28 protein-coding genes and 1 pseudogene are annotated in these 23762 nt (G+C 49.8%); 25 read left to right on the top strand and 4 right to left on the bottom strand.

Going from position 1 to position 23762, the window contains the following annotated elements:
• Positions 1-3: 3 nt before the first annotated feature.
• From WMO29_RS05835 to WMO29_RS05805, 7 genes are all read left to right on the top strand, one after another.
• Positions 4-1167 carry an RNA-guided endonuclease InsQ/TnpB family protein gene (locus tag WMO29_RS05835; RefSeq protein WP_349164157.1) on the top strand — a complete coding sequence of 388 codons (1164 nt, stop codon included), beginning with the start codon at positions 4-6 and terminating at the stop codon, positions 1165-1167.
• Positions 1168-1359: 192 nt separating this feature from the next.
• Positions 1360-2097, top strand: coding sequence for a 16S rRNA (uracil(1498)-N(3))-methyltransferase (locus WMO29_RS05830; protein WP_349164156.1), 738 nt, complete (start codon positions 1360-1362; stop codon positions 2095-2097).
• Positions 2098-2100: 3 nt separating this feature from the next.
• Positions 2101-3255, top strand: a complete 1155-nt coding sequence (locus WMO29_RS05825; protein WP_349164155.1) for a cysteine desulfurase family protein — start codon at positions 2101-2103, stop codon at positions 3253-3255.
• Positions 3256-3305: 50 nt separating this feature from the next.
• The gene (gene thiI, locus WMO29_RS05820; RefSeq protein WP_349164154.1) at positions 3306-4490 is read left to right on the top strand and encodes a tRNA uracil 4-sulfurtransferase ThiI; all 1185 of its coding nucleotides are present in this window, start codon (positions 3306-3308) and stop codon (positions 4488-4490) included.
• A 37-nt stretch (positions 4491-4527) separates the two neighbouring features.
• The gene (locus WMO29_RS05815) at positions 4528-4797 is read left to right on the top strand and encodes a nucleotidyltransferase family protein (RefSeq protein WP_349164153.1); all 270 of its coding nucleotides are present in this window, start codon (positions 4528-4530) and stop codon (positions 4795-4797) included.
• Complete coding sequence (locus tag WMO29_RS05810) at positions 4781-5188, top strand: HI0074 family nucleotidyltransferase substrate-binding subunit (protein ID WP_349164152.1); 408 nt, start codon at positions 4781-4783, stop codon at positions 5186-5188. Before WMO29_RS05815 ends, WMO29_RS05810 begins: the two co-directional genes overlap by 17 nt.
• Positions 5189-5257: 69 nt before the next feature.
• Positions 5258-5617: a helix-turn-helix transcriptional regulator gene (locus tag WMO29_RS05805; RefSeq protein ID WP_349164151.1), complete on the top strand. Its 360-nt coding sequence runs from the start codon at positions 5258-5260 to the stop codon at positions 5615-5617.
• A 116-nt stretch (positions 5618-5733) separates the two neighbouring features.
• Here WMO29_RS05805 and WMO29_RS05800 read toward each other — a convergent pair whose 3' ends face one another.
• Positions 5734-5970 (bottom strand): HPr family phosphocarrier protein, encoded by a 237-nt coding sequence (locus tag WMO29_RS05800; RefSeq protein ID WP_158362331.1) that lies wholly within the window; start codon positions 5968-5970, stop codon positions 5734-5736.
• Positions 5971-6071: 101 nt separating this feature from the next.
• Here WMO29_RS05800 and mtaB point away from each other — a divergent pair, with 101 nt between their 5' ends.
• From mtaB to WMO29_RS05750, 10 genes are all read left to right on the top strand, one after another.
• Complete coding sequence (gene mtaB / locus WMO29_RS05795; RefSeq protein ID WP_349164150.1) at positions 6072-7385, top strand: tRNA (N(6)-L-threonylcarbamoyladenosine(37)-C(2))-methylthiotransferase MtaB; 1314 nt, start codon at positions 6072-6074, stop codon at positions 7383-7385.
• Positions 7386-7448: 63 nt separating this feature from the next.
• Positions 7449-7706 (top strand): IreB family regulatory phosphoprotein, encoded by a 258-nt coding sequence (locus WMO29_RS05790; protein ID WP_158362340.1) that lies wholly within the window; start codon positions 7449-7451, stop codon positions 7704-7706.
• A gap of 13 nt (positions 7707-7719) precedes the next feature.
• Positions 7720-8184, top strand: coding sequence for a Holliday junction resolvase RuvX (gene ruvX, locus WMO29_RS05785; protein WP_349164148.1), 465 nt, complete (start codon positions 7720-7722; stop codon positions 8182-8184).
• A gap of 5 nt (positions 8185-8189) precedes the next feature.
• On the top strand, positions 8190-8450 hold the full coding sequence (locus WMO29_RS05780; RefSeq protein WP_178040214.1) for a DUF1292 domain-containing protein: 261 nt from the start codon (positions 8190-8192) through the stop codon (positions 8448-8450).
• A 27-nt stretch (positions 8451-8477) separates the two neighbouring features.
• Entirely contained in the window at positions 8478-8933 is a 456-nt protein-coding gene (locus tag WMO29_RS05775; protein WP_178040215.1) for a transcriptional repressor, read from the top strand.
• Between the two features lie 27 nt (positions 8934-8960).
• Positions 8961-10625, top strand: a complete 1665-nt coding sequence (locus tag WMO29_RS05770) for a ribonuclease J (RefSeq protein WP_349164147.1) — start codon at positions 8961-8963, stop codon at positions 10623-10625.
• A 27-nt stretch (positions 10626-10652) separates the two neighbouring features.
• The gene (locus WMO29_RS05765) at positions 10653-11051 is read left to right on the top strand and encodes an endolytic transglycosylase MltG (protein ID WP_178040217.1); all 399 of its coding nucleotides are present in this window, start codon (positions 10653-10655) and stop codon (positions 11049-11051) included.
• On the top strand, positions 11052-11708 hold the full coding sequence (locus tag WMO29_RS05760) for an O-methyltransferase (RefSeq protein WP_435391113.1): 657 nt from the start codon (positions 11052-11054) through the stop codon (positions 11706-11708).
• Between the two features lie 38 nt (positions 11709-11746).
• Positions 11747-12982 carry a peptidase U32 family protein gene (locus tag WMO29_RS05755; RefSeq protein ID WP_349164146.1) on the top strand — a complete coding sequence of 412 codons (1236 nt, stop codon included), beginning with the start codon at positions 11747-11749 and terminating at the stop codon, positions 12980-12982.
• A gap of 129 nt (positions 12983-13111) precedes the next feature.
• Complete coding sequence (locus tag WMO29_RS05750; protein ID WP_262670637.1) at positions 13112-13360, top strand: hypothetical protein; 249 nt, start codon at positions 13112-13114, stop codon at positions 13358-13360.
• A 212-nt stretch (positions 13361-13572) separates the two neighbouring features.
• On the opposite strand, the gene WMO29_RS05745 is transcribed toward WMO29_RS05750, so the two are convergent.
• The 3 genes from WMO29_RS05745 to WMO29_RS05735 are packed head-to-tail and all read right to left on the bottom strand — an operon-like array spanning position 13573 to position 16737.
• The gene (locus WMO29_RS05745; RefSeq protein ID WP_158362354.1) at positions 13573-14733 is read right to left on the bottom strand and encodes a M20 family metallopeptidase; all 1161 of its coding nucleotides are present in this window, start codon (positions 14731-14733) and stop codon (positions 13573-13575) included.
• A 15-nt stretch (positions 14734-14748) separates the two neighbouring features.
• Positions 14749-16149: a YfcC family protein gene (locus WMO29_RS05740; protein WP_349164145.1), complete on the bottom strand. Its 1401-nt coding sequence runs from the start codon at positions 16147-16149 to the stop codon at positions 14749-14751.
• 18 nt (positions 16150-16167) lie between these two features.
• Positions 16168-16737 carry a DUF1177 family protein gene (locus WMO29_RS05735; protein ID WP_349164144.1) on the bottom strand — a complete coding sequence of 190 codons (570 nt, stop codon included), beginning with the start codon at positions 16735-16737 and terminating at the stop codon, positions 16168-16170.
• Between the two features lie 440 nt (positions 16738-17177).
• Between WMO29_RS05735 and WMO29_RS05730 the strand changes: the two are divergent.
• The 8 genes and pseudogenes from WMO29_RS05730 to WMO29_RS05695 all read left to right on the top strand — a co-directional run.
• Positions 17178-17486 (top strand): annotated as a pseudogene (locus WMO29_RS05730) (DUF6674 family protein); the annotation flags it as partial.
• Between the two features lie 96 nt (positions 17487-17582).
• Positions 17583-17807 carry a helix-turn-helix domain-containing protein gene (locus WMO29_RS05725; RefSeq protein ID WP_349164143.1) on the top strand — a complete coding sequence of 75 codons (225 nt, stop codon included), beginning with the start codon at positions 17583-17585 and terminating at the stop codon, positions 17805-17807.
• A gap of 48 nt (positions 17808-17855) precedes the next feature.
• Positions 17856-18404 carry an RNA polymerase sigma factor gene (locus tag WMO29_RS05720; protein WP_227572937.1) on the top strand — a complete coding sequence of 183 codons (549 nt, stop codon included), beginning with the start codon at positions 17856-17858 and terminating at the stop codon, positions 18402-18404.
• Positions 18391-18753, top strand: a complete 363-nt coding sequence (locus WMO29_RS05715) for a DUF4179 domain-containing protein (RefSeq protein WP_117781704.1) — start codon at positions 18391-18393, stop codon at positions 18751-18753. The genes WMO29_RS05720 and WMO29_RS05715 overlap by 14 nt, the downstream gene beginning before the upstream one ends.
• Positions 18740-19366 carry a histidine kinase gene (locus WMO29_RS05710; RefSeq protein WP_227572938.1) on the top strand — a complete coding sequence of 209 codons (627 nt, stop codon included), beginning with the start codon at positions 18740-18742 and terminating at the stop codon, positions 19364-19366. Before WMO29_RS05715 ends, WMO29_RS05710 begins: the two co-directional genes overlap by 14 nt.
• Positions 19363-19992 carry a PrsW family glutamic-type intramembrane protease gene (locus WMO29_RS05705; protein WP_238298036.1) on the top strand — a complete coding sequence of 210 codons (630 nt, stop codon included), beginning with the start codon at positions 19363-19365 and terminating at the stop codon, positions 19990-19992. Before WMO29_RS05710 ends, WMO29_RS05705 begins: the two co-directional genes overlap by 4 nt.
• Positions 19993-20150: 158 nt before the next feature.
• Positions 20151-20504: a glycosyltransferase gene (locus WMO29_RS05700; RefSeq protein ID WP_349164142.1), complete on the top strand. Its 354-nt coding sequence runs from the start codon at positions 20151-20153 to the stop codon at positions 20502-20504.
• A partial coding sequence (locus WMO29_RS05695) for an InlB B-repeat-containing protein (RefSeq protein WP_349164141.1) occupies positions 20501-23762 on the top strand: 3262 nt, incomplete at its 3' end. The genes WMO29_RS05700 and WMO29_RS05695, both read left to right, overlap by 4 nt.

Genomic DNA, 23762 nt, shown 5'->3' with positions numbered 1-23762 from the left:
AGGATGAGGACATTGCTAAAGAGCTTCAAGACGGAAATAAATCCGACAGAGGAACAGAAAGTTAAGATTCGTAAGACAATAGGAACTTGTAGATATATTTACAACTTCTATCTCGCCCATAATAAAGAACTTCATGACAATGGAGAAAAGTTTATGAGTGGTAAAAGTTTTAGTGTCTGGCTGAACAATGAGTATCTTCCCCAAAATCCAGATAAGTTATGGATTAAGGAAGTCAGTTCAAAATCTGTAAAGCGTTCAATCGAAAATGGTTCTGTCGCATTTACCAGATTTTTCAAACATCAAAGTGGTTTTCCTAATTTTAAAAAGAAAGGAAGCTCTGATGTGAAGATGTATTTCGTAAAGAATAATCCAAAGGATTGCCGATGTGAAAGACACAGAATTAATATTCCATCACTTGGCTGGGTTCGTATGAAAGAAAAAGGATACGTTCCTACTACCAAAGACGGGTATGTGATTAAAAGCGGTCATGTTTCAATAAAAGCTGACAGATACTATGTTTCAGTTCTTATAGAAATTCCAAATAACAAAATAGCCAATCATTCAAAGGAAGGAATTGGCATTGACCTTGGATTAAAGGAATTTGCCATTGTTTCTAATGGTAAAACCTATAAGAATATTAACAAATCTGCAAAATTAAAGAAACTTGAAAAACAGCTGATTCGAGAACAAAGAAGTCTTTCTCGAAAGTATGAAAATTTAAAGAAAGGAGAGTCCACTCAAAGAGCGAATATACAGAAACAAAAACTCAAGGTACAGAAACTTCATCATAAAATAGACAATATCCGTACGGACTATATCAACAAAACAATCGCAGAGATAGTGAAAACCAAACCATCTTATATAACGATTGAAGATTTAAACGTATCAGGAATGGTGAAGAACAAACATCTATCAAAGGCAGTTGCTTCGCAGAAGTTTTATGCATTTAGAACAAAACTTCAAGCTAAATGCAAAGAAAGAGGAATTGAACTTCGTGTAGTAGACAGATGGTATCCATCATCTAAAACTTGTCATTGTTGCGGAGCTATCAGGAAAGACTTAAAACTTTCAGACAGAATCTTCCGATGTGACTGTGGTTATATCGAAGACAGAGATTTCAATGCTGCACTTAATCTGAGAGATGCTACGACTTACGAAGTTGCATAAATAAAGGCAAACGTAGGTATGTACCGTGGGCTTACACGGGAATTAACGACTGTGGAGTGTACAAGAACTTGTGAGTAGATATGATTTTGGTCAATCCAAAGCATACACGACGAAACAGTAAGTAAAACTTGTGAGAGTTTACATTATCTCGATGTGAGTATATTTACACACATTTTGAGTGGCAGCAGTAGGATGCATCGTTTTTTTGCAGAACCCGGTAATATCGGGGAAAAGGAAATCATAATCACCGGCGCGGATGTGAATCACATCCGGAATGTTCTCCGTATGCGGGCAGACGAGGAAGTGCTGATCGCCGACGGCCGGGGCGCGGAGTACCGTTGTAAGCTTACCGATCTTGGTGAAAATGAGGTGCGCGCCCAGATTCTCTGGAAGCTTGACGGCAATGCGGAGCTTGCCTCAGCCGTTACCCTGTTTCAGGGGCTTCCGAAAAGCGATAAGATGGATCTCATCGTCCAGAAATGCGTGGAGCTGGGAGTGGCTCGGATTGTTCCGGTATCCACGAAGCGTGCTGTGGTGAAGCTGGACGCGAAAAAGGAGCAGACACGGCTGAAGCGCTGGAATACCATCTCAGAGAGCGCGGCCAAGCAGTCAGGCCGTGGCGTGATTCCGGAGGTGAGCGGAGTGATGACCTTTGGGAAAGCTCTGGAAGAGGCGAAAAAGCTGGACGTGCTTCTGATTCCCTACGAGCGGGCCGAAAATATGGCCGAAACCAGGCGGGTCATGGGAAGCATTCAGCCCGGACAGTCTGTGGGTATCTTTATCGGGCCCGAGGGAGGCTTTGAGGAGAGCGAAGTGGAGGAAGCTGTGGCAGCAGGGGCACAGGCCATTACGCTGGGAAAGAGGATTCTGCGGACTGAGACGGCAGGGCTGGCGGTGATGGCTATGCTGGGATATCTGCTGGAGGAGTAAAAAATGGAAGTTTATTTAGATAATTCAGCCACCACCCGCTGCTTCCCGGAAGCAGCCAGGCTGATGTATCAGGTCATGACCGAGGACTACGGCAACCCGTCCTCCTTACATCAGAAGGGGGTAGACGCGGAGAAATACGTCCGTGAGGCGAAAGAAATCATTGCGAAGAATCTGAAGGTGGAGCCCAAGGAGATCTATTTTACCTCCGGTGGAACAGAGAGTGATAACCTGGCGCTCATGGGCGCGGCCCATGCCAATCAGCGGGCGGGAAAGCACCTGATTACCACCCGGATTGAGCATCCGGCCATCCTGAATACCATGAAGGAGCTGGAAAAGCAGGGCTTTCAGGTGACGTATCTGCCGGTGGATGAACAGGGCGTGGTGCGCATCGCGGATCTGGAAGCGGCTCTGACCGATGAAACCATTCTGGTGTCTGTTATGTATGTAAATAATGAGATTGGCGCGGTACAGCCCATCGAGGAGATTGGAAAGCTTCTGAAAAACAGGGAGAAGCCCATTCTGTTCCATGTGGACGCTGTACAGGGCTACGGAAAGTTCCGGATTCTGCCGAAAAAAATGGGTATCGACATGCTGAGCGTCAGCGGCCACAAGATTCACGGCCCCAAGGGCATGGGCATCCTGTACGTGGACGAGTATGTGAAAATTCATCCGATTCTCTTCGGCGGCGGACAGCAGCGGGACCTGCGTTCCGGCACGGAAAATGTACCGGGCATCGCTGGACTGGGTGAGGCCGTGAAGGAGATTTATACGGATTTCAATGAGAAGATTGACCGTCTGTACGGGCTTCGGGAATACTTCATCGAAGAGATTGGCAGGATAGAGGGAACCTCTGTGAACGGTCCCCGGAGCAGAGAAGGCGCGCCCCATATCGTCAGCGTCAGCTTTGCGGGAGTGCGAAGCGAGGTGCTGCTCCATTCTCTGGAGGATAAGGGTATTTACGTGTCCTCCGGCTCCGCCTGTGCATCCAACCATCCGGCAGTCAGCGAGACGCTGAAGGCCATTCACGTAAAGAAGGAGCTTCTGGACTCCACCATTCGTTTCAGCTTCAGTGAATTTACGACGAAAGAGGAACTGGATTACACACTGGAGGCGCTTCGGACCTTACTGCCGATGCTGCGCCGTTTTACCAGACGGTAACATGGCGGGAGACGGAGGTCTGCCTGCTTGAACATAGAAAGGGGAACAACATGTTTTTTCATGCATTTTTGATTAAATACGGAGAAATCGGCATCAAGGGAAAGAACCGGTATCTCTTTGAGGACGCGCTGGTGGCGCAGATCCGCCATGCCCTGAAGCATGTGGAGGGCACCTTTAAAGTAACTAAGGATCAGGGACGTATCTATGTCCACACTGAGGGCGAGTACGATTACGATGACGCGGTGGCAGCCATGCGCCGGGTATTCGGTATCGTGGGTATCTGCCCGGTGGTGATTCTGGAAGATGAAGGCTTTGAGAAGCTGGGCGATGATGTGGTGGCTTACTTAAAGGCCCGTTATGGCGAGAATTGTGAGAAAACCTTTAAGGTGCAGGCCCGCCGTGCCCGCAAGACCTATCCGAAGGCTTCCATGGAAATGAACGCGGAGCTGGGCGGACGGATTCTGGACGCGTTTCCGGGTATGCGCGTAGATGTGCATGAGCCGGAGCTGATGATTCATGTGGAAGTGCGGGAGCACATTTATCTGTACTCTGACATTATCCCGGGTCCGGGCGGTATGCCCATCGGCACCAACGGAAAATCCATGCTGCTTTTATCCGGCGGTATTGACAGCCCGGTGGCAGGCTACATGGTAGCCAAGCGCGGCGTCAAGATTGACGCGGTATACTTCCATGCGCCGCCCTACACCAGCGAGCGCGCGAAGCAGAAGGTGGTAGATCTGGCGGCGAAGGTGGCCCGTTACACCGGCCCCATTTACCTGTATGTGGTGAATTTTACGGAGATTCAGTTATATATCTATGAGAAATGTCCCCACGATGAGCTGACGATTATCATGCGCCGTTATATGATGCGGATCGCGGAGCGGATTGCGGAGAAGACCGGCTCCCTGGGCCTGATCACCGGCGAGAGCATCGGCCAGGTAGCCAGCCAGACCGTACAGAGTCTGGCAGCCACCAATGAGGTTTGCACCATGCCCGTATTCCGGCCGCTGATTGCGTATGATAAGGAAGATATCGTAACGATTTCCAAGCAGATCGATACTTATGAGACGTCGATTCAGCCCTTTGAGGACTGTTGCACCATCTTCGTGGCAAAGCACCCAGTAACCAAGCCGAACATCAACGTGATCAAGCGCTCCGAGCAGAAGCTGATGGAGCAGATCGACGAGATGGTAGACAAGGCCATCGAGACGGCAGAACTGATTGTGGTAGGGTAATGAAATAAGCAGGATTCATAGAAAGAAGGTGTCGCAGATGACCGCAGAAGAAGTAATACAGGAAGCAGCAAAGCTTTGCAGAAGCTTTCATGCCCAAAGAGTGATTTTATATGGATCCAGGGCAAAGCATACGGCACGGGAGAGAAGCGACATTGACATTGCCGTGACAGGAGTGGAAAAATTTGAACTGTTGGCAGAAAAAATAGAGGAGCTTCCAACTCTTTACAGTGTGGACCTGTTGAATCTGGATACCTGTAAAAATCAGCTGCTATTGGAGGATATCAGGCAATATGGACGAGAAATTTAACAAACGTTTTACATCATTCTGCAATTCCCTGGATGCGCTGGCGGAGGCAAAGCAGAGAGATCTGTCCGATTCCTTTGTTTTAAGCGGAACCAGCGCCAAATTCAGTATTACCTTTGACCTGGCATGGAAAGTCATGAAGGACATCCTGGTGCAATATTATGCCATTACCGGTTTTGTGGCAGGCTCGCCGCGGGAGGTGTTTCGGGAGGCTTTCAAGGCAAATTTGATTTCCGATGACGCCTGGATGGAAATGCTGAAGGTGAGAAATGAGCTGATGCATGATTATGACTGCGAAATTGTGAAGGAACACTGCGGCACGATTGTGGAAACTTATATTGATTTATTTTACGAGTTTGAAGCAGTCGTAAAAAAACTGTCGGTTGCGCGATAGTTGGTGGAGGCAACTGCCCGTATCTGCTATGATTCCGGTATCAAAGACAGAACAGGAGGATTCCATCTTATGCTAATCGGAACGATTGTCACTTTCATCAATCTGCTCATTTTCGCGCTGATCGTCGGTGGACTGATTTACCTTTTTGTCCTGCTGGTAAAAGCCCTGCGAAAATACCTGAAAGCAGATCCCGTCCGCAAAGAAAAGGCAGAGACTGCCCGTACTCTGGGCGAGATCCTGAAAGCCCATCGGGCTGCGTGCAAAATGACGCAGGAATTCGTAGCCGAGGCCCTGGGCGTCAGCCGCCAGGCCGTCTCCAAATGGGAGAGCGGCGCGTCCGATCCCAGCACCGCGAATCTTATCGCCATTGCGAAGCTTTACGGGGTGTCGGCGGAGGAAATACTGCGGAAAGTAAGGAAAGAAGAATAGACCTTGAAAAATCCTCCGCAACTCTGTATACTGAAAGAAGTTGCGAAAAGGGAAGTAAAAAGAATCAGCCCGGCGACGCCGAGCTGATTTTTATGTAGAGTGAAAATCTTTGTGAATTATTCTTCGATGAGATACGGCTTCAGAATGTTCAGAATGGAATCCAGTTCCTCGTCCGCGTGGATGCTTAAGTCAATCGGCTTGGACAGATCCAGGCTGAAGATACCCATAATGGACTTTGCGTCGATGACGTAGCGTCCGGATACCAGATCGAAATCTACATCAAACTTTGTAATATCATTTACAAAGGATTTCACTTTCTCGATAGAATTCAGACAAATTTTGACTGTTTTCATGACAATACCCTCCTGATAATCGCTTACTATAGCTACGATCTTAATACCGGGTGCAGGAAAAGTCAATGGGAAATCACATATTTTTGGAAAGAGGTTGGAAAATGAAAAAAGTAGCGCTTCATAACCTGGGCTGCAAGGTAAACGCATATGAGACAGAGGGCATGCAGCAGATGCTGGAACAGGCAGGCTATGAGATTGTACCCTTTGAGGAGAAAGCAGATATCTATATTGTCAATACCTGCTCGGTAACGAATATCGCGGATCGAAAATCCCGGCAGATGCTGCACCGGGCAAAAAAGCAGAACCCGGAAGCGCTGGTGGTAGCGGTGGGCTGCTATGTACAGACGGCGGAGGCGGAGCTCCGGGAGGACGCGGCAGTAGATTTGCTGATTGGAAATAATCGGAAAAAAGATCTGCTGAAGATTCTGCAGTCCTACGAGGAAGGCGTAGATGAGGAAACCATCATCGACATCAACCACACAAAGGAATATGAAAATATGACGGTCACGAAAACCGCAGAGCATACCAGAGCTTATGTGAAGGTACAGGATGGCTGTAATCAGTTCTGCAGCTACTGTGTAATTCCCTATGCCAGAGGACGAGTCCGCAGCCGGGAGAGCAGCGATGTCTGCGCGGAAATCCGGGAGCTGGCGGCTGCAGGCTACCGGGAGGTGGTTCTGACCGGCATTCACTTAAGCTCCTACGGCGTGGATCTGGAAGGAGAGAATCTTCTGACTTTGATTCAGGCGGTAAATGAGATAGACGGCATTGATCGCATCCGTTTGGGCTCCCTGGAGCCCCGGATTATCACAGAAGAATTCGCGGAAATGCTGGCAAAGATGCCGAAGTTCTGTCCTCATTTCCACCTGTCCCTTCAGAGCGGCTGCGACGCCACCCTGAAGCGGATGAACCGTCGCTATACCGCGGAAGAATACGCAAAGAGCTGCGAACTTCTCCGGGAAAAATTCGCCCATCCGGCCCTGACCACGGACGTCATCGTGGGATTCCCTGGCGAGACAGAAGAGGAATTTGCGGAGACGGTGGAATTCCTGAAGCGGATTCATTTATTTGAGACCCATATTTTTAAATATTCCAGAAGAAAGGGAACACGTGCGGCTGTTATGGAGCATCAGGTTCCCGAGCAGATAAAGACCGAGCGCAGCCATGTGCTGCTGGCCCTGGATGCAGCGCATTCCAGACAGTATATGGAGGAACTCCGTGGTCAGCAGGTGGAGATTCTGATTGAGGAAAATATGGTGATAGATGGTGTAGAATATCAGGTGGGCCATACAAAAGAATACATTCGCGCAGCGGTTATTTCTGATGAAGATCTGACGAATCAGATTATTACGGCTGTAATTGGAGATACTATAGAAGAACGTTTGTGCGCTGCAAAGCCGTTAAATCGGATCTAGGACTTGTATTTTTGCAAAAGATAGAGTACAATAGTTTGTAGTGGTGTCAGGAGCGTGATGAAAATGAGCAAAATGGATAGCACACAGAATTTCAAAGTATTGCCGGAATCTGAGAACCGGGTAGGGGATATCCTGAACCAGGTATATCAGGCGATGACAGAAAAGGGATATAATCCGGTGAATCAGATCGTGGGTTATATTATGTCCGGAGATCCGACCTATATTACCAGTCATAACAACGCTCGCAGCCTGATTATGAAGGTGGAGCGCGACGAGCTGGTGGAAGAACTTCTGAAAGTTTATATCGAGGCAAAGCTGTAGCAAGGAGTTGTATATGAGAATTCTGGGACTGGACTTTGGTTCCAAGACAGTAGGCGTCGCAGTCAGCGATCCGCTGGGTATTACGGCCCAGCCAGTGGAGATTGTCCGGAGAAAATCCGAGAGCAAGCTTCGCCAGACGCTTGCCAGAATAGAAGAGCTGGCGAAGGAGTACCGGGCCGAGAGCTTCGTGCTGGGACTTCCGAAAAATATGAATAATACCATGGGTGAGCGGGCCGAGAAGTCTCTCGCATTTAAAGAAATGCTGGAAAAGAGAACGGGTCTGCCTGTTGTGATGTGGGATGAACGTCTCACGACTGTAGCAGCCAACCGGGCTATGATGGAAGGCGGTGTGCGCCGGGAAAACCGGGGAGAATTCGTGGATTCTATGGCGGCAGCGTTGATTTTACAGGGCTATCTGGATAGTTTGAAGAATTCGGCAAACAATTCTGATACCGCACAGGCGGAAGATGAGGAGTAACTTACATGGAAAAGATTTCGTTTACTCATAAAGAGACCGGAGAAACCGTGGATTTTTATGTCCTGGAGGAGACACGCCTGAACGGGGTGGACTATATTTTGGTGACAGATTCCCAGGAGGACGACGGGGAAGCACTGATTTTAAAGGATTTATCTTCTGATGGAGACAGTGAAGCTCTTTATGAAATCGTAGAAGATGATCAGGAGCTGGAAAGTGTCATGGGCATTTTTGAGCAGCTTTTGGAGGATGTGGATCTCACCTTGTAAAAATAAGGAAAAAGGAAGGTGATTTCTATGGCAGTAGACAGAGACAGATTTAAAGATTTATTAAAAGAAAAAGGATTTAAAATGACCAGACAGCGTCTGGTTGTGCTGGAGGTGCTGGCGGAGAACCCGGAGCAGCATCTGACAGCAGAAGAAATTTATGAGCGAGTAAAAGTAGAAAATCCGGATATCGGATTGGCTACTGTTTATAGAACAGTTCAGTTATTGTTAGAGCTGGAACTGATTGATCGGATCAATCTGGATGACGGCTTTATCCGTTATGAGATTGGAAGCATCGAGGAGAAGGAACATCACAGATACCATCATTTAATATGTATGAGATGCGGAAAGGTGTCCGCATTTCAGGATGATATGCTGGAAGCGCTTGAGTCGGGGGTCAGAGAAGCGCTTGGATTTCAGGTGATCGATCATGAGGTAAAACTCTACGGATACTGTAAAGACTGTTTGGAAAAGGAACATAAGTAACAGCTATTATTTACAGGAGGAAAGAGTTTGAGAAATATTAACAATTCAAAATTGCGGATCATTCCCCTCGGCGGACTGGAGCAGATCGGAATGAACATTACTGCCTTTGAATTCGAAGACAGTATTATTGTTGTGGACTGCGGAATGGCATTTCCGGAGGATGATATGCTGGGCATCGATCTGGTTATTCCGGATATCAGCTATCTGAAGGAGAATATTCAGAAGGTGAAGGGCTTTGTGATCACCCATGGACACGAGGATCATATCGGAGCCATTCCCTATGTCCTGAAGGAGATCAATGTACCGATCTACGCAACTAAGCTGACTATTGGTCTGATTGATCACAAGCTGAAAGAGCATAATATGTTGAATCATGTGAAACGCAAAGTCATTCAGCATGGTCAGTCTATCAATCTGGGCGCGTTCCGGATTGAGTTTATCAAGACAAACCACAGTATCGTGGACGCGTCTGCGCTGGCGATTTACTCTCCGGCAGGCATCGTCGTGCATACCGGAGACTTCAAGGTAGACTACACGCCGGTATTTGGCGATGCTATCGACCTGCAGCGTTTCGGCGAGATTGGAAAGAAGGGCGTTTTGGCCCTGATGTGCGACAGTACCAATGCGGAGCGTCCGGGCTTCACCATGTCCGAGCGTACGGTCGGCAAGGTGTTCGATGGTATTATGTCCGATCATCAGGATTCCCGTATTATCATTGCAACCTTTGCGTCCAATGTAGACCGCGTACAGCAGATCATCAACTCTGCTTACAAGTATGGACGTAAGGTAGTTATCGAGGGGCGTAGTATGGTCAATGTCATTTCTACAGCATCGGAGCTGGGTTACCTGAGTATTCCGGATAAGACGCTGATTGACATTGAACAGATGAAGAATTATCCGGATAATCAGGTAGTCCTGATTACCACAGGAAGTCAGGGCGAGTCCATGGCGGCTCTGTCCCGTATGGCGGCAAATATCCATAAAAAAGTCCAGATTAAGCCGGGGGATACCGTCGTATTCAGTTCCAAAGCGATTCCGGGTAATGAAAAGGCGGTTTCCCGCGTTATCAATGAACTGTCCATGAAGGGGGCCGATGTCATTTTCCAGGATGCCCATGTGTCCGGTCATGCATGCCAGGAGGAGATTAAGCTGATTTACTCTCTGGTGCGTCCGAAATATGCGATTCCGGTACACGGTGAATACCGCCATCTGAAGGCTCAGGCTGATGTTGCACAGAGCCTGGGGATTCCGAAGGAAAATATTTTTGTAATGACCTCCGGCGATGTGCTGGAGCTGTGTGATGAGAGCGCAAAGATTGTAGATCATGTGCATACAGGAGCGATTCTGGTAGACGGTCTCGGTATTGGCGACGTAGGCAATATCGTACTGCGTGACCGCCAGCATCTGGCAGAAGATGGTATCATGATTGTCGTTATGACTCTGGAGAAATACAGCAATCAGCTGCTTGCCGGACCGGACATCGTATCCCGTGGTTTCGTCTATGTGCGTGAGTCTGAGGATCTGATGGAAGAAGCCAGAAATGTGGTAAATGATGCCGTGAATGATTGTCTCGGCAGAGGTATTTCTGACTGGGGCAAGCTGAAGAATGTCATCAAGGATGCCCTGAACGACTTCATTTGGAAGAAGACGAAGAGAAGTCCGATGATTCTGCCGATTATTATGGAAGTATAGTAACTGATACGTATAAGAGGACCTGGAATGAATACAAAAAAAGCAGCTTTGACAGTACTATCGATTACCTTGAAGATTGTGATTATCGCAGTGGTTGCGCTGGGGATTTTCCGGCTTGGCAGCATGGCGTTTTCTTATGGACATTCCGTATTTCAGGAAGAGGCTGTGGATCCCATGCCCGGAAGAACCATTTCCGTGACAGTACCTGATGGCGTGTCCAAGATGGACATAGCCAGATTGCTGGAGAAAAAGGGATTGGTAGAGGACTGGAAGCTGTTCTATATTCAGGTTCTCTGTTCCAAATATTCTAAGACCATGAAGCCCGGTACCTACACCCTTTCGACGGCCATGAAGCCCCGTCAGCTGATGGCGGTACTATCCGGGGAGGATGTGGAGTTTGACTGGGGACAAGAGGAAGAATCGTAAGTGATAGCAGGAGAGAGAACCACGGCCTATATCAATTCCCTTGATATGGGCAATACAGAGCTTTTAAACCAAATAGAAAAAGAAGCACTGGAGACCTATGTGCCGATCATACGCCGGGAGACGCAGAGCTTTCTGAAGACGCTGCTTGCAGTACAGAAGCCGAAAGTCATCCTGGAGGTAGGAACGGCCATAGGCTTTTCTGCGCTTCTAATGGCAGAATACAGTCCGTCGGACACGCGCATTACTACCATTGAAAAGTATGAAAAGCGGATTCCCATTGCCAAAGAGAATTTCCGGCGGGCCGGACGGGAGGATCAGATCACCCTTCTGGAGGGTGACGCTGCGGAGATCCTGAAAGGGCTTACCGGAAGCTATGATTTTATTTTCATGGATGCGGCCAAGGGTCAGTATATTCATTTTCTGCCAGATGTGTTCCGGCTTTTGGCACCGGGCGGCATTTTACTTTCTGACAATGTATTGCAGGACGGCGATATCATCGAGTCCCGCTTCGCGGTGGAGCGCCGGGATCGGACCATTCACAGCCGAATGCGGGAATATCTGTATACTCTGACTCACCATCCGGAGTTGACCACATCGGTGTTACCGTTGGGGGATGGTGTAACTGTAAGCGTGAAGCAAGGAAATGATTCAGTGTAACTGTTTTGATAAGGAATGGTTATAAAAAAGGAGCAAGTATGAGTACAGAGAGAAAACCGGAGCTTTTGATTCCGGCCAGCAGCTTGGAGGTACTGAAGACTGCTGTAGTATTTGGCGCAGATGCGGTGTATATTGGCGGGGAGGCCTTTGGTCTGCGCGCCAAGGCTAAAAATTTCTCCATGGAAGACATGAAAGAGGGAATTGCCTTCGCCCATGCCCATGGGGTGAAGGTCTATGTGACAGCAAATATTCTGGCCCATAACCGGGATCTGGAAGGAGTAAGGGCTTATTTTGAAGAGCTGAAAGAGATCAAACCGGATGCATTGATTATCGCGGATCCGGGCGTCTTTATGCTGGCAAAGGAGATTTGCCCGGAGATCGAGCGACACATCAGCACCCAGGCCAACAATACCAATTACCTGACCTATCAGTTCTGGTATCAGCAGGGCGCGAAACGAGTGGTGTCCGCCAGAGAGCTTTCCATGGAAGAACTGCGGGAGCTGCGGGCGCATATTCCGGATGATCTGGAGATAGAGACCTTTGTACACGGGGCCATGTGTATCTCTTATTCCGGCCGCTGCCTCTTAAGTAATTATTTCACCGGTCGGGACGCTAATCAGGGCGCCTGCACCCATCCTTGCCGCTGGAAATACGCAGTGATGGAGGAGAGCCGCCCGGGCGAGTATCTGCCGGTCTATGAAAATGAGCGGGGAACCTATATTTTCAATTCCAAGGATCTCTGCATGATCGAGCATATTCCGGAGCTTCTGGAATCCGGTATTGACAGCTTCAAGATTGAGGGGCGGATGAAGACGGCCCTTTACGTGGCGACGGTAGCGAGAACCTATCGAAAGGCCATTGACGACTGCCTGCAGTCCCGGGAGCTCTACGAGAAAAACCTGCCCTGGTACAAAGAGCAGATTGCGGCCTGCACCTACCGGGAGTTCACCACCGGATTTTTCTATGGAAAGCCGGATGAGAGTTCTCAGATTTACGATAATAATACCTATCAGAAGGGCTACACTTATCTGGGAATTGTTGGAGACGTGGACGCGGAAAACTATATCCACCTGGAGCAGCGGAATAAGTTTTCTGTGGGAGAAATGATTGAGATCATGAAGCCGGACGGAGAAAATCTGGCTGTCAGGGTAGAAGCTATCCTGAATGAAGAAGGCGAAGCCATGGAGAGCGCGCCACATCCCCAGCAGAAGCTGCGCGTGAGATTAAGCGGCAAAGCGGACGCCTGCGATATTCTGAGACGGAAAGAAGAGTAGAAAAGCGGCAGCAAGGTATCTATTGCCCTGATTTTAAAACTGAATGTTGCATAAAAAGTAAGGGAACAAGTCTAGCTGGCCTGTTCCCTTACTTTTTCCGAAGAAGATACCGAATCAAAAAGGGTTGTTATGATAAAAACCTTTGAAAGTGAGTGGAGAAAAGAATATACTAGTAGCAGGGGATTGAAGAAAAATAATGGAGAAAGAGATATGGGGAAAATTGATGAAGTACGATTAGGATTTGAAACAGCATACATCGACGGTTCCGTTGTTTCAAACAATATATATAGACCAGAATTTGTATCCAATAATCATAAAGCAGGAAAGAAAGTATTTTCGTCTATTGAGGATGAGCTTTTGGCATGTGATAGCTTCTAGATAATGAATTAACGCTAAAAAGTATTCTAGTATAGGAACGGGGAGGTTTACCTCCCCCAAAATATTTTTCTAAAACTTACACATTTTACTTGACAAACCCGACTCAGAAAAGAAAATAGAAGAGAGGATATCGCTCAAAATCATCTAATCTGGTGGTTTTGCGATACCCTCTTTTAGGTTTATATGGATTTTAATACAAAATCTCTTCTGTATCAGTCGTTTGCAACTGCTTCTGCAAATTCTCTTTTGATTTCTGCAAGAAGTTCCGGATCATCCAGGATTTCTTTTCCTGCCATAGCCATCGCACAGACATTTACCATCAGTGCGTCCTTTGCCGGCTGCCGCAGTGTCGCTTCTCTGAATTCCACCGTATGAGTAGAATACACTTCACCCGGCGCCATAATGTTCCAGGAAGGATGAATAGTCGGGCAGACATGGCTCACATTTCCTACATCGGTAGAACCATTGGCTTCTCCCGCCTCTTCGATATCTGTAATGCCTACTTTTGCAAGATTTCTGCACAGACACTCCTGCAGCGCCCGGTTTGTCAGCAGATTGTCATTTCCTGTTTCAAACTCAGTAATTTTAAGCTCTGCTCCGGAAGCTTCGGCACCGGACCTTGCGCAGGCGCAGACTCTCTCCGCCAGATTTTCCAGATAAGATTTACTTGTCGCGCGCACATAGAATTCTGCACATGCGTATTCCGGAATCGTATTTGCGGCAGTGCCTCCGTCCTTTATAATTCCGTGAATTCTTGCAGTCGGCACAATCTGCTGCCTCAGAAGACCTATATTCACAAAGGTTGAGATACACGCATCCAAAGCATTGATTCCCTTTTCCGGTGCAGCCGCCGCATGAGCAGCCCTTCCGAAAAACTCAAAACGGAGTGCTTTCAGTGCAAAAGAGATGCCGCTCTTTACATTTGCACAGAAAGGATGAGAAATCAGTGCTACGTCCACATCATCGAAAGCACCGTCTTTAGAATATTTCACTTTTGCACCGTCAGTTTCTTCCGCAGGTGTGCCGATTACAACAATCCGGCCATGGGAATCTCCCATATGCTCCTTCAGATGAATTGCCGCTCCTGTGGAAAGAGTTCCCATAATGTTATGACCGCAGCCGTGTCCTACCTGCGGAAGCGCATCATACTCCGACAGATACGCAACTGTAGCACCCTCGCCCTTTACATATTCTGCGCGAAAGCCTGTTTCAATACCCAAATAACCGCGCTGCACCTGAAATCCATGCTTTTCCAAAAGTGCCGCATGCGCCGCAGAAGCCTTGTACTCCTCATATCCAAGCTCCGGGTTGTCATAAATATATCGGCTCAGCTCCAAAAGCTCTTCTTTTAATTTGTCATCAACACAATTCATAACTTTTCTCCTTGTTTAGAACGGACCGTAGTTGATTGCTGTAGCAATCATAATAAATACAGTCTCCAACGCAAAAAGGATTCCTCCCAGCGGCAGTACAAATTTATACCATTTGTCCATCGGCAGTTTCATCATACCGCACCATGTTGCAACAGAAGTCGGCCAAATCATATTGGAGAAGCCGTCTCCGAACTGATAAGCAAGAACTGCAACCTGTCTCGGAAGCTCTACCATATCTGCAATCGGAACCATAATAGGCATACTGGTTACAGCCTGTCCGCTTCCGGACGGAATGAAGAAGTTCAGCAGATTCTGCGTAATCAGCATCATAAAGGCAGACAGATACTTGTTGTTGGTATCCGCAATGCCTACAATAGCATTGGTAAAGGTATCCATAATCATACCGTCCTGCATTACCAGAAGAATGGTCTTCGCAACACCGCATACCAGCGCACCGAACATGATATCACGGCAGGCTTCAATAAAAATCTGCGCAATTTCACTGAAATTATATCCCTGAATCAGTCCGACCAGTATCATCATACCGATGAAAAGACCGGCAATTTCATTGATGTACCAGCCCAGCTTGATTGCACCGAACATAATTAAAATTACAGTGATCATAAACAGCAGCATGCTGATTTTGTGTTTAACTGTGAACTTGGTTTTCATCAGTTCTTCTTCGGATAAACCTTCTGCACTGAGTTCCACATCTTTTACAATACTCAGTCTCGGCTCTTTCTGCACCTTTTTCGCATAACGCATCACATACCACATGGATACACACATAAATACTGCAAATACGATACATCTGAACCAAAGTCCTGAAAACATCGGAAGTTCCGCAATGGTATGAGCTACGCCTATTGTAAATGGATTAACTGTCGCAGCTGCAAAACCTGTAATAACACCGACATATACCATAGCCCCGCCAACCAGAGCATCATATCGTAATGCCACGGCAATTCCCATAAATACCGGGATAAATCCGAAAGTTTCTTCGGTCATACCGAAAGTGGAGCCGCAAAGCCCGAAAATCAACATAAACAGCGGAATAATAAACATTTTATGTTCGTGCAGTTTTCTCAGCATCGCACCGACAGCAGCATCAAACGCTCCGCATTTCATCTGCATATACACAAAAGCATATGCGAAGAAAATAAAGAAAATAATACCGGAGGAGTCAATCATTGCCTCCTGTACAAGGGTCAGAAGTCTGAACAGTCCCACCGGATTTCCCTCCACTTCGTGATAGGATCCCGGTACAACCAGTGTTCTGCCTGATGCCTCATCTACAACTCTGTCAAATTCACCTGCAGGAACAATCCAGGTCAGGACTGCCATAATTACAATAATAATACCCAGAATAACATAAGTATGCGGGATTTTAAAAGGTTTCTTTTGCTTCTCTTTCATTTCTTGTTCCTTCCTAAATTAATTTTCGCATCTTGTTGTCTGCAAATGTGCTAAGCTGCCATAACGGCGCAAAAGTTCTGCATATTCTTCCTTGTCATAAAAACTGCACACACCTCTTCCGAAGTCTTTTGCCGTTTCCACAAGAAATCTTGCGGCAGCCTCCATATCAGCAAACTGTGTGGCTCCTGTTGCACACCCTGCAACAGCGCTTTCTGTCACAATTGCCAGTCCCACCGTAGGTGCTGCAGTTGCCGTACATGGCTGCAGAATACTGTTCAGATGGTACAAATTATTTGCATAAGGCGTAATATCCTGTGTGCTCAAAGAGAATACCTGCGGCAATCTGCCGGTTACTCTTTCCATAATATCCAGCAAATCTTCACTACATCTTAAAATATACCCTTCTTTTACAGTATTTGAAACTGCGACACCGCGATGATTGATAATCCGATTTCCTTTTGTAGTATCCACCGATACAATCGCATCCAACTCGTCAGACACTTCTTCTGCATTCACTTGTGCCATTTCCACCGGCGCATCCATTCCTTTACTCTTTCCTCTTGTTCCCGGAATCTTAATCCGTATCATATCAGTTTTTCCTTTCGGAGCATGTAAAGGATACACTGTTACATCTGCCTGCGGATTAACAGACAGCAGATATGCCTTCACTTTTTCACCATCATTTTCCTCCCTGTTTTTTTGTTACTTAAATTTTAGATATTTCTTTCATTTAAGTCAATATTCGAAAAATCCGAATAGCATCGTTACTTTTGTGCTTTTTGCACAAATTTATTTAAAAAGTTATCTCCCTGCTGCGACTTCACAGAGTCATTACAAGTTAAATCTTTCATTCTTGGTCCTTTCTCTGAGGTATTGGTTACACCTTCAGTGTACAGGATAGAAAGAATAATGTAATGACTTTTTGGTTGTTCTCAATAAGCCACCAGGGGTTGATTTGGATGACCCCATTGTGGCTGCTTTTCCTTTGTAAAAACAGAATAAAACAATGAGCGAATACAGGGATAATAGTGAAAAAGATGCTTGTGTTAATGGAGCTGCATCTGGACGCTTCGATTGATAAGCTGGATAATCTGGCGATGAATGTGCAGATAGATAAGGAAAAGCGTATAGAGAATACGAAGAATCTGAAACAGACAGAGCCGGAGAGGGCAGAAGCTGAGCGAGTAGAAGCAGAGATTGTAAATTCGCCGATGGTCGCTGAACCACAGGAGTATCAGTATAATGCAGATGCATTTGAGGCTAGAGGTGCGGATGAGGTGAAGCAGGAAGCGTCACATAAGGAAGTATCAAAGGTAAGAGAAGATAAAGCCAGATAGATATGAGGACGTGGGAGAGATTCTGCGTCCCAATGTCCGTGTGGGCTTGTTTTTATTCGGATATTCGTATATAATGTATCGTGTTGAGTATTATCCATGCGGAGGTGCGATATGAACGGGATCAAGGGCTATATCTCCATTCAGGAGGCGTCTTACCGTTGGGGCGTGTCAGAGCGGCAGGTCAACCAATACTGCGCCGAAGGGCGGATCCCCGGCGCGTCCCGGTTCGGGCGTTCATGGGCGATCCCGGAAAATGCGGAGAAACCGTCCGACCCGCGCTTTCAAGGACAGCACCGCGATTCCGGCAGGACAAGCACCTGACGGATCCCCCTCTGCATGGGAAGCATCCGCAAAAAGGAGGTGAACGCTATGGCCTGCGACGAGAGCTTGTACCGCCAATATCTGAACGGCGACGACGAAGGGCTCAATGCCCTGATGAAAAAATACGGCGACCCACTGACCCTGTATATCGACGGCTATCTGCACGACGTTCACGAGGCGGAGGAGCTGATGCTGGACGTTTTCGCCTATCTGTTCACCAAAAAGCCGAAGATACGGGACGGCGGCTTCAAGGCGTATCTCTATAAGGCGGCGCGGCACATGGCGCTGCGCCATAAGAGCAAACGGAAGCCCCTGTTCAGCCTCGATACGCTGACCGGCGAGCCGGACGGACGGCTGCTGGCGGAGGAGGTCATCCGGACGGAGGAGCGCAACCGCGTCCTGCATTGCTGCATGAGCGAAATAAACCCAGACTATCGGGAAGTCCTCTATCTCACCTATTTTGAGGATATGAGCTACGCGCAGGCGGCGGAGGTCACGGGAAAAACAGTAAAACAGATCACCAACATGGTGTATCGCGGAAAAAAGAGCCTGCGAAGGCTCTTAGAACGGGAGGGGATCACAGATGCGGAGTCATGAGGAGCGCGTCGCGGAGACAAAGCGGCGCATCGCCAAAATTGAGCGGGAGAAACGGCGGCGACGCAATACGGTCACCATGGCTTCCGCCGTGGCGGCGTGCCTTGCGTTGCTCATCGGCGCGTCCCTCGCCATGCCCGGCATTGCCGCGAGCATCCAGACAGGCGACTACTCCGGCTTTGAAACGGCGGCAAGCATCTTTCACGGCGGCGCTGCCTTGGGATACATCGTCATCGGGCTGCTGGCTTTTTTACTCGGCGTGTGCGTGACCGTTCTGTGTTTCCGGCTGCGTCAGATGAGCCGAGAGGACGGGCAGGACAGGGAAAGCGAGGATGCGCATGGAGCTGATTGAGAACCTGCTGCAACTGCTGACCACGTTCGTCGGCGCACTGCTTTCGGGTATCGCCTACCGAAAAAGTGGGCGGCAGACGTATTTCCTGCTGCTGTGCTTCTACGGCTGCTTTGCCCTCGGCGCGCTCTACTGGACGCTGTATCTGCTGCTGTTCGATACCACACCGCGCGTTTTCTATGTCTCGGAGTTCGGCTGGGTGGCCAGCGTAATTTTCCTGCGCATTTTGCAGGCCACGCTCACCACTCAGGACGAGCGCAGCTTCCGCAGCCGCTCTGCATGGCTTTCGCCGCTGATCGGCGTACCGCTGCTGGCGTTCTACTGCACCTTCGGGGATATTCTCTCCAACCTGATCTGGTGCGGCATGATGATTTGGCTCTCCTTCTGCGCCATCCGTGGACTGGTCTACGCCAATGGGCAGACAGGCACGGCGCGGAATATGCGGTACTACCACATCGGCGTGCTGTGCTTTGCGTTTGCGGAGTATCTGCTTTGGACGGTGGGCTGCTTTTGGCCGGATACCTCTCTGGCAAGCCCCACCTTCTGGTGCGATATGCTGCTGACGCTCGCCATTCTCGGCCTGCTGCCCGCCACGAGAAAGGCGGTGGACGCATGACCTACATCGAAAACATCTTCCTCTGCATGGTATCTCCCCTGCTGGTGGCCGCTTTGTGCATGGGCAGGCGGCAGCTCCGCTTCTTCCTGTTCTGCATTGCCGGGATGGGGATGTGCCTGCTTTCGGCCTATATCAACACCTTCCTCGCGGCGGTGTGTCAGGCGGACGCCCTTGCCGCCACGGCGGAGATTGCGCCGGTGGTGGAGGAAATGATGAAGCTGCTGCCGCTGGTGTTCTATCTTCTGGTGTTTGAGCCGGAGAGCGAGAGAATTAAGCCCGCCGCCATCACGCTCGCCCTGAGCTTCGCCACCTTTGAAAACGTGTGCTATCTCATCCAGAACGGCGCGGACCGCTTCTCCTTCATCTTCTTCCGGGGCTTCGGCACGGGAGCCATGCACGTCCTCTGCGGCCTGATCGTGGGCGGCGGGCTTGCCTATGCGTGGCGGCGGACGTGGCTTAAAATAGCCGGTACGTGCGGGCTGCTGGGCGCGGCCATCACCCTCCACGCCATCTATAATCTGCTCATTGCTTACGGCGGCGCGGCGCAGTATGTGGCCTATGTCCTGCCGGTGCTGCTGGTAGCGGCGGGAAGATGGTCCGCTTTCCGCTTATCGCAGAGGAAATAACCGAACATTTACTCCCTGAGAGCTGCCTTTTGGCGGCTCTCAAATTTTTTTGAAAAATTTTGCGTTTTGGGTGAGAGTTTTTTCGATTTTTTGTACCTATATAAGTGAAAGGGTTTTTATCACAGTTCCAGACAAACCGGAAAGGGGGTTCAAACGATATGTACGATACCGCAAGACGGGTCGCATTCGTCAAGCAGCGGGTGCGGGAAAACAACCGCCGGAGGCAGCGGCGCGAGGTAATAAGTCTCTCCGCAGCGTGTATGCTGCTGTGCGCGGCGCTGATGCAGACAGCGGGCATGGTCGTCGGGCCGGGGCAACCGGAAGCATGGGGCGTGTTCGGCTCGATGCTGCTGCGGCAGGACGCGGGCGGCTATGTGCTGGTGGCCGTCGTCTCCTTTGCAGCGGCGGTGGTCATCACCGCGCTGTGCTTCCGGCTCAGAAGCAAGGAAAACCGGAGAAAAGACGGGACGGATAAGCCGAACCAACACGAAAAGGAGGAGAAAAGCCAATGAAGAAACGAATACTCAGTATCATACTTCTATGCTGCATGGTGCTGACGCTGCTGCCGACAGCGGTCTTTGCTGCGGGTGAGCTACCGGATGTCAAACTTTCCGTCCCAACGGCGTTTGACAAGATAGTGGACCTTACGGAGCAGAACAAAGAATTGAAAATCAAGGACAGCAAGACCTATCTGATCAAGGGCTCCACAGATCCGAACTGGTATTTTCAGTACCGGATCAAAATTGATGGCAAGAACAATACACCGCACATCTTTCTGGACGGCGTCCGCCTTCAGGCACCCGAGGACGGCCCTGCCATCGAGCTTTACGGCGGCGCCTCCGCCTGCCTGTACTTTATCGGCGGGGACAGCGAGCTGATCGGCGCGGAGAACTTCGCTGCGCTGCAGAAAAACAAAACCGATGGTTATCTCCGGGTTCTAGTGCAGACGGGGACAAAGCTCACGTGTGAAGGCGGCAGGTATGGCGCTGGCATCGGAGGCTCAAAGGTCGGAATCAAGAACTTCTCGCAGGGACACGGCATGAACCTTCATTTCGGCTCTCTGGCGACGGGTATCTATGGCGGTGAGATTCTTGCGACCAGCGGCGTATACGGTGCGGGTATCGGCGGCGGTCAGGGCGGCGTCGGCGAGCAGATTTATGTGTATTCCGGCAAGCTGACGGTGCGGTCCGTTTCGGAAGGCGCAGGGATCGGTGGCGGTCAGGGCGGCCCCGGACGCTTTATTTATATCAAGGGCGGCACGGTGAATGCCGGCAGCGAGTCAGGCGGAGCAGGAATAGGCAGCGGCGATCAAGACGGACAGAACAAGTCGGAAGATGCGCATCATATCGAGATTTCCGGTGGAACGGTCGAAGCTTGGAGTAACTATGCCGGCGCAGGAATCGGTGGCGGAAGAGGCGGTTCGGGCTATGACATTTCCATCACTGGCGGCGTGGTGAGGGCGCAGGGCTACTTGGGCGCGGGCATCGGCGGCGGCATGAACGGCAACAGCGGGAACATTCTGATCAAGGACACAACGCTGACTGCGCTGGCCTTTCCGCTTTATCAGGACTACGGTTATACAGAGCTGTCTGCATCCGCGGTCGGAAGAGGCTCGAACCGGGCGTACTACATGGCAGTGATGCAAGATCAGGAATTTGCAATGATTATAGAAGAGAACATCAAAATCGGAGCCTCGGATGGGAAGTCCGTGTGGCTGAGCGCGACAGGGTGGCAGTGGCGCCACAACCAGGAACCGTATAAGAAGTACTGGGGCACCACAACGGAGCTTCTTATCCCCAACGAAAATGGGCGCGTGGACCTGCAGCGGCTGAGCCTGCCATATGCCTACAATTACGGCAGAGTGATCAGCAAGCTGGAGCTGCGCTGCGAGGAAAGCACATGCAGCCATGAACTGGGTTGGACGGACCGGGACGGCTGCCACATCTGGGCCTGTGTGAAATGCGGCGCGCGAGACCCCGCTGCGGAAATGTCCAAACAAAACGCCAAACACATTCCCGGCGACTGGGGCAATCAGAAGCAGCTCTGCACTGTGTGCGGCCATGTGATGGGAACGGACACGAAGGCGCCGGTGCTGGAGGGTTTGAATGACGGTGAGAGCTACACCGTCGAGGATACCATCGATGGAAATCCCGGCGCGTACACCTTCACCGTGAGCGACCCGGCTGCATCGGGAGAGACGTCCTCCGGCATCAAGTCGGTGACCATCAACGGCGAGCCACAAGACGGCCCCACCTATCGTCTCCCCGCGCCGGATGGCGGCAACAATGACGCGGGAGCGGAATATACCGTGATCGCGACTGACAACGCGGGAAACGAAACTACGGCGACAGTCAGAACATACAGGTGGCACCACGTGAAGGTCATCAGCCCGGACGGCAACGGAACGGCTTCCGCATCTCCTGACAAGGCCGTGGCTGGTACGGAAATCACCCTGACCGCAACGCCCAAAGACGGCTACCGCTTCAAGGAGTGGCAGGTCGTATCTCCGGCAGGGCTTGTAATCACCAACAACAAGTTCACCATGCCGGACAGCAATGTGGAGGTCAAAGCTATCTTCGAGGAGGACGCGCCTACCGCCCCTACCGAGCATACCGTCAAATTCAATGCCAACGGTGGCGGCGGCACAATGGCAGATGTCACCGGCGTTTCCGGCAGCTACACCCTGCCCGCCTGCGGTTTTACTGAACCGGAAGGCAAGCAATTCAAGGGCTGGTCAACCAGTGCCGACGGTTCGGTTATTTCCGGCACGACCTATGAAGTAAGCTCGGATACTATCTTCTATGCAATCTGGGAGAGTAAAGAGTATTCCATCATCGTAACGGACGGCAAAGCGACAATCGGTGCAGGAAGCGAAATCAGTAAAGCGGCGCAAGGCACAACCATTACTCTGACCGCAAATGCGGCTCCTGACGGTAAGGTGTTTGATAAGTGGGTAGTAGAAAGCGGCAACACTACTCTTGAAGATGCGAACAGTGAAACCACTACTTTCATAATGCCTGACAGTGAAGTCAGCGTGAAAGCGACCTACACAATTCCCCATACCCATACCTACGATCAGGAAATTCAGAAGCCGGAAACCCTCAAGTCGGCTGCCGACTGCACCAACGATGCAGTATATTTCAAGAGCTGCTCCTGCGGAGAGATCAGCACAACAGAAACCTTTACAGCAGCAGGTACACAGCTCGGGCACGCATGGGCAAGCGATTGGAGCAAGGACACAGACAATCATTGGAAAGAATGCTCTCGCTGCCACGAAAAGAAGGACGAGGCGGCTCACGATTACGGTAGCGATAACATCTGCGACACCTGCGGATATGACAAGACCGTACCGCATACGCACAATCTGACCCTCGTTCCCGCAAAGGCTCCTACTTGCACGGAGAAAGGCAACACGGCATATTACACCTGCGACGGCTGTGACAAGTGGTTTGAGGATGCAACCGGTGCATCCGAAATTACCGACAAGACAAGCGTAATCCTTGCGGCAACAGGTCATAGCGCTTCCGACTGGAAGTCCGATAATACCGATCACTGGAAAGAGTGCACCGTTGTCGGCTGCGGCGTGATCATCGAGGGCAGCAAGGCGGCGCATACCGCCGGTGAATGGATTATCGACACTCCGGCAACAGCTACCACAAGCGGCTCAAAGCATAAGGAATGCACCGTCTGCGGTTATACGATGGCAACCGAAACCATCCCGGCAACCGGCGGCGGTGAGCATACTCACAGCTACGGCAGCGAGTGGAAGA

The sequence above is a fragment of the Laedolimicola intestinihominis genome, from assembly GCF_040096155.1.
GTDB lineage: Bacteria > Bacillota > Clostridia > Lachnospirales > Lachnospiraceae > Laedolimicola > Laedolimicola intestinihominis.
This window is presented reverse-complemented; position numbering and strand designations above follow the sequence as displayed.

Bases quoted from the DNA above. Each gene is read 5' to 3' on its own strand.
- WMO29_RS05835 (WP_349164157.1), top strand. From the start codon at position 4: ATGAGGACATTGCTAAAGAGCTTCAAGACGGAAATAAATCCGACAGAG.
- WMO29_RS05705 (WP_238298036.1), top strand. From the start codon at position 19,363: ATGACCTACATCGAAAACATCTTCCTCTGCATGGTATCTCCCCTGCTG.
- WMO29_RS05745 (WP_158362354.1), bottom strand. From the start codon at position 14,733: ATGAATTGTGTTGATGACAAATTAAAAGAAGAGCTTTTGGAGCTGAGC.
- WMO29_RS05750 (WP_262670637.1), top strand. From the start codon at position 13,112: ATGATAAAAACCTTTGAAAGTGAGTGGAGAAAAGAATATACTAGTAGC.
- WMO29_RS05790 (WP_158362340.1), top strand. From the start codon at position 7,449: ATGAGCAAAATGGATAGCACACAGAATTTCAAAGTATTGCCGGAATCT.
- WMO29_RS05800 (WP_158362331.1), bottom strand. From the start codon at position 5,970: ATGAAAACAGTCAAAATTTGTCTGAATTCTATCGAGAAAGTGAAATCC.
- ruvX (WP_349164148.1), top strand. From the start codon at position 7,720: ATGAGAATTCTGGGACTGGACTTTGGTTCCAAGACAGTAGGCGTCGCA.
- WMO29_RS05830 (WP_349164156.1), top strand. From the start codon at position 1,360: ATGCATCGTTTTTTTGCAGAACCCGGTAATATCGGGGAAAAGGAAATC.
- WMO29_RS05755 (WP_349164146.1), top strand. From the start codon at position 11,747: ATGAGTACAGAGAGAAAACCGGAGCTTTTGATTCCGGCCAGCAGCTTG.
- WMO29_RS05725 (WP_349164143.1), top strand. From the start codon at position 17,583: ATGCGGAGGTGCGATATGAACGGGATCAAGGGCTATATCTCCATTCAG.
- WMO29_RS05715 (WP_117781704.1), top strand. From the start codon at position 18,391: ATGCGGAGTCATGAGGAGCGCGTCGCGGAGACAAAGCGGCGCATCGCC.
- WMO29_RS05700 (WP_349164142.1), top strand. From the start codon at position 20,151: ATGTACGATACCGCAAGACGGGTCGCATTCGTCAAGCAGCGGGTGCGG.
- mtaB (WP_349164150.1), top strand. From the start codon at position 6,072: ATGAAAAAAGTAGCGCTTCATAACCTGGGCTGCAAGGTAAACGCATAT.
- WMO29_RS05780 (WP_178040214.1), top strand. From the start codon at position 8,190: ATGGAAAAGATTTCGTTTACTCATAAAGAGACCGGAGAAACCGTGGAT.
- WMO29_RS05710 (WP_227572938.1), top strand. From the start codon at position 18,740: ATGGAGCTGATTGAGAACCTGCTGCAACTGCTGACCACGTTCGTCGGC.
- WMO29_RS05720 (WP_227572937.1), top strand. From the start codon at position 17,856: ATGGCCTGCGACGAGAGCTTGTACCGCCAATATCTGAACGGCGACGAC.
- WMO29_RS05765 (WP_178040217.1), top strand. From the start codon at position 10,653: ATGAATACAAAAAAAGCAGCTTTGACAGTACTATCGATTACCTTGAAG.
- WMO29_RS05740 (WP_349164145.1), bottom strand. From the start codon at position 16,149: ATGAAAGAGAAGCAAAAGAAACCTTTTAAAATCCCGCATACTTATGTT.
- WMO29_RS05775 (WP_178040215.1), top strand. From the start codon at position 8,478: ATGGCAGTAGACAGAGACAGATTTAAAGATTTATTAAAAGAAAAAGGA.
- WMO29_RS05810 (WP_349164152.1), top strand. From the start codon at position 4,781: ATGGACGAGAAATTTAACAAACGTTTTACATCATTCTGCAATTCCCTG.
- WMO29_RS05805 (WP_349164151.1), top strand. From the start codon at position 5,258: ATGCTAATCGGAACGATTGTCACTTTCATCAATCTGCTCATTTTCGCG.
- thiI (WP_349164154.1), top strand. From the start codon at position 3,306: ATGTTTTTTCATGCATTTTTGATTAAATACGGAGAAATCGGCATCAAG.
- WMO29_RS05735 (WP_349164144.1), bottom strand. From the start codon at position 16,737: ATGATACGGATTAAGATTCCGGGAACAAGAGGAAAGAGTAAAGGAATG.
- WMO29_RS05825 (WP_349164155.1), top strand. From the start codon at position 2,101: ATGGAAGTTTATTTAGATAATTCAGCCACCACCCGCTGCTTCCCGGAA.
- WMO29_RS05815 (WP_349164153.1), top strand. From the start codon at position 4,528: ATGACCGCAGAAGAAGTAATACAGGAAGCAGCAAAGCTTTGCAGAAGC.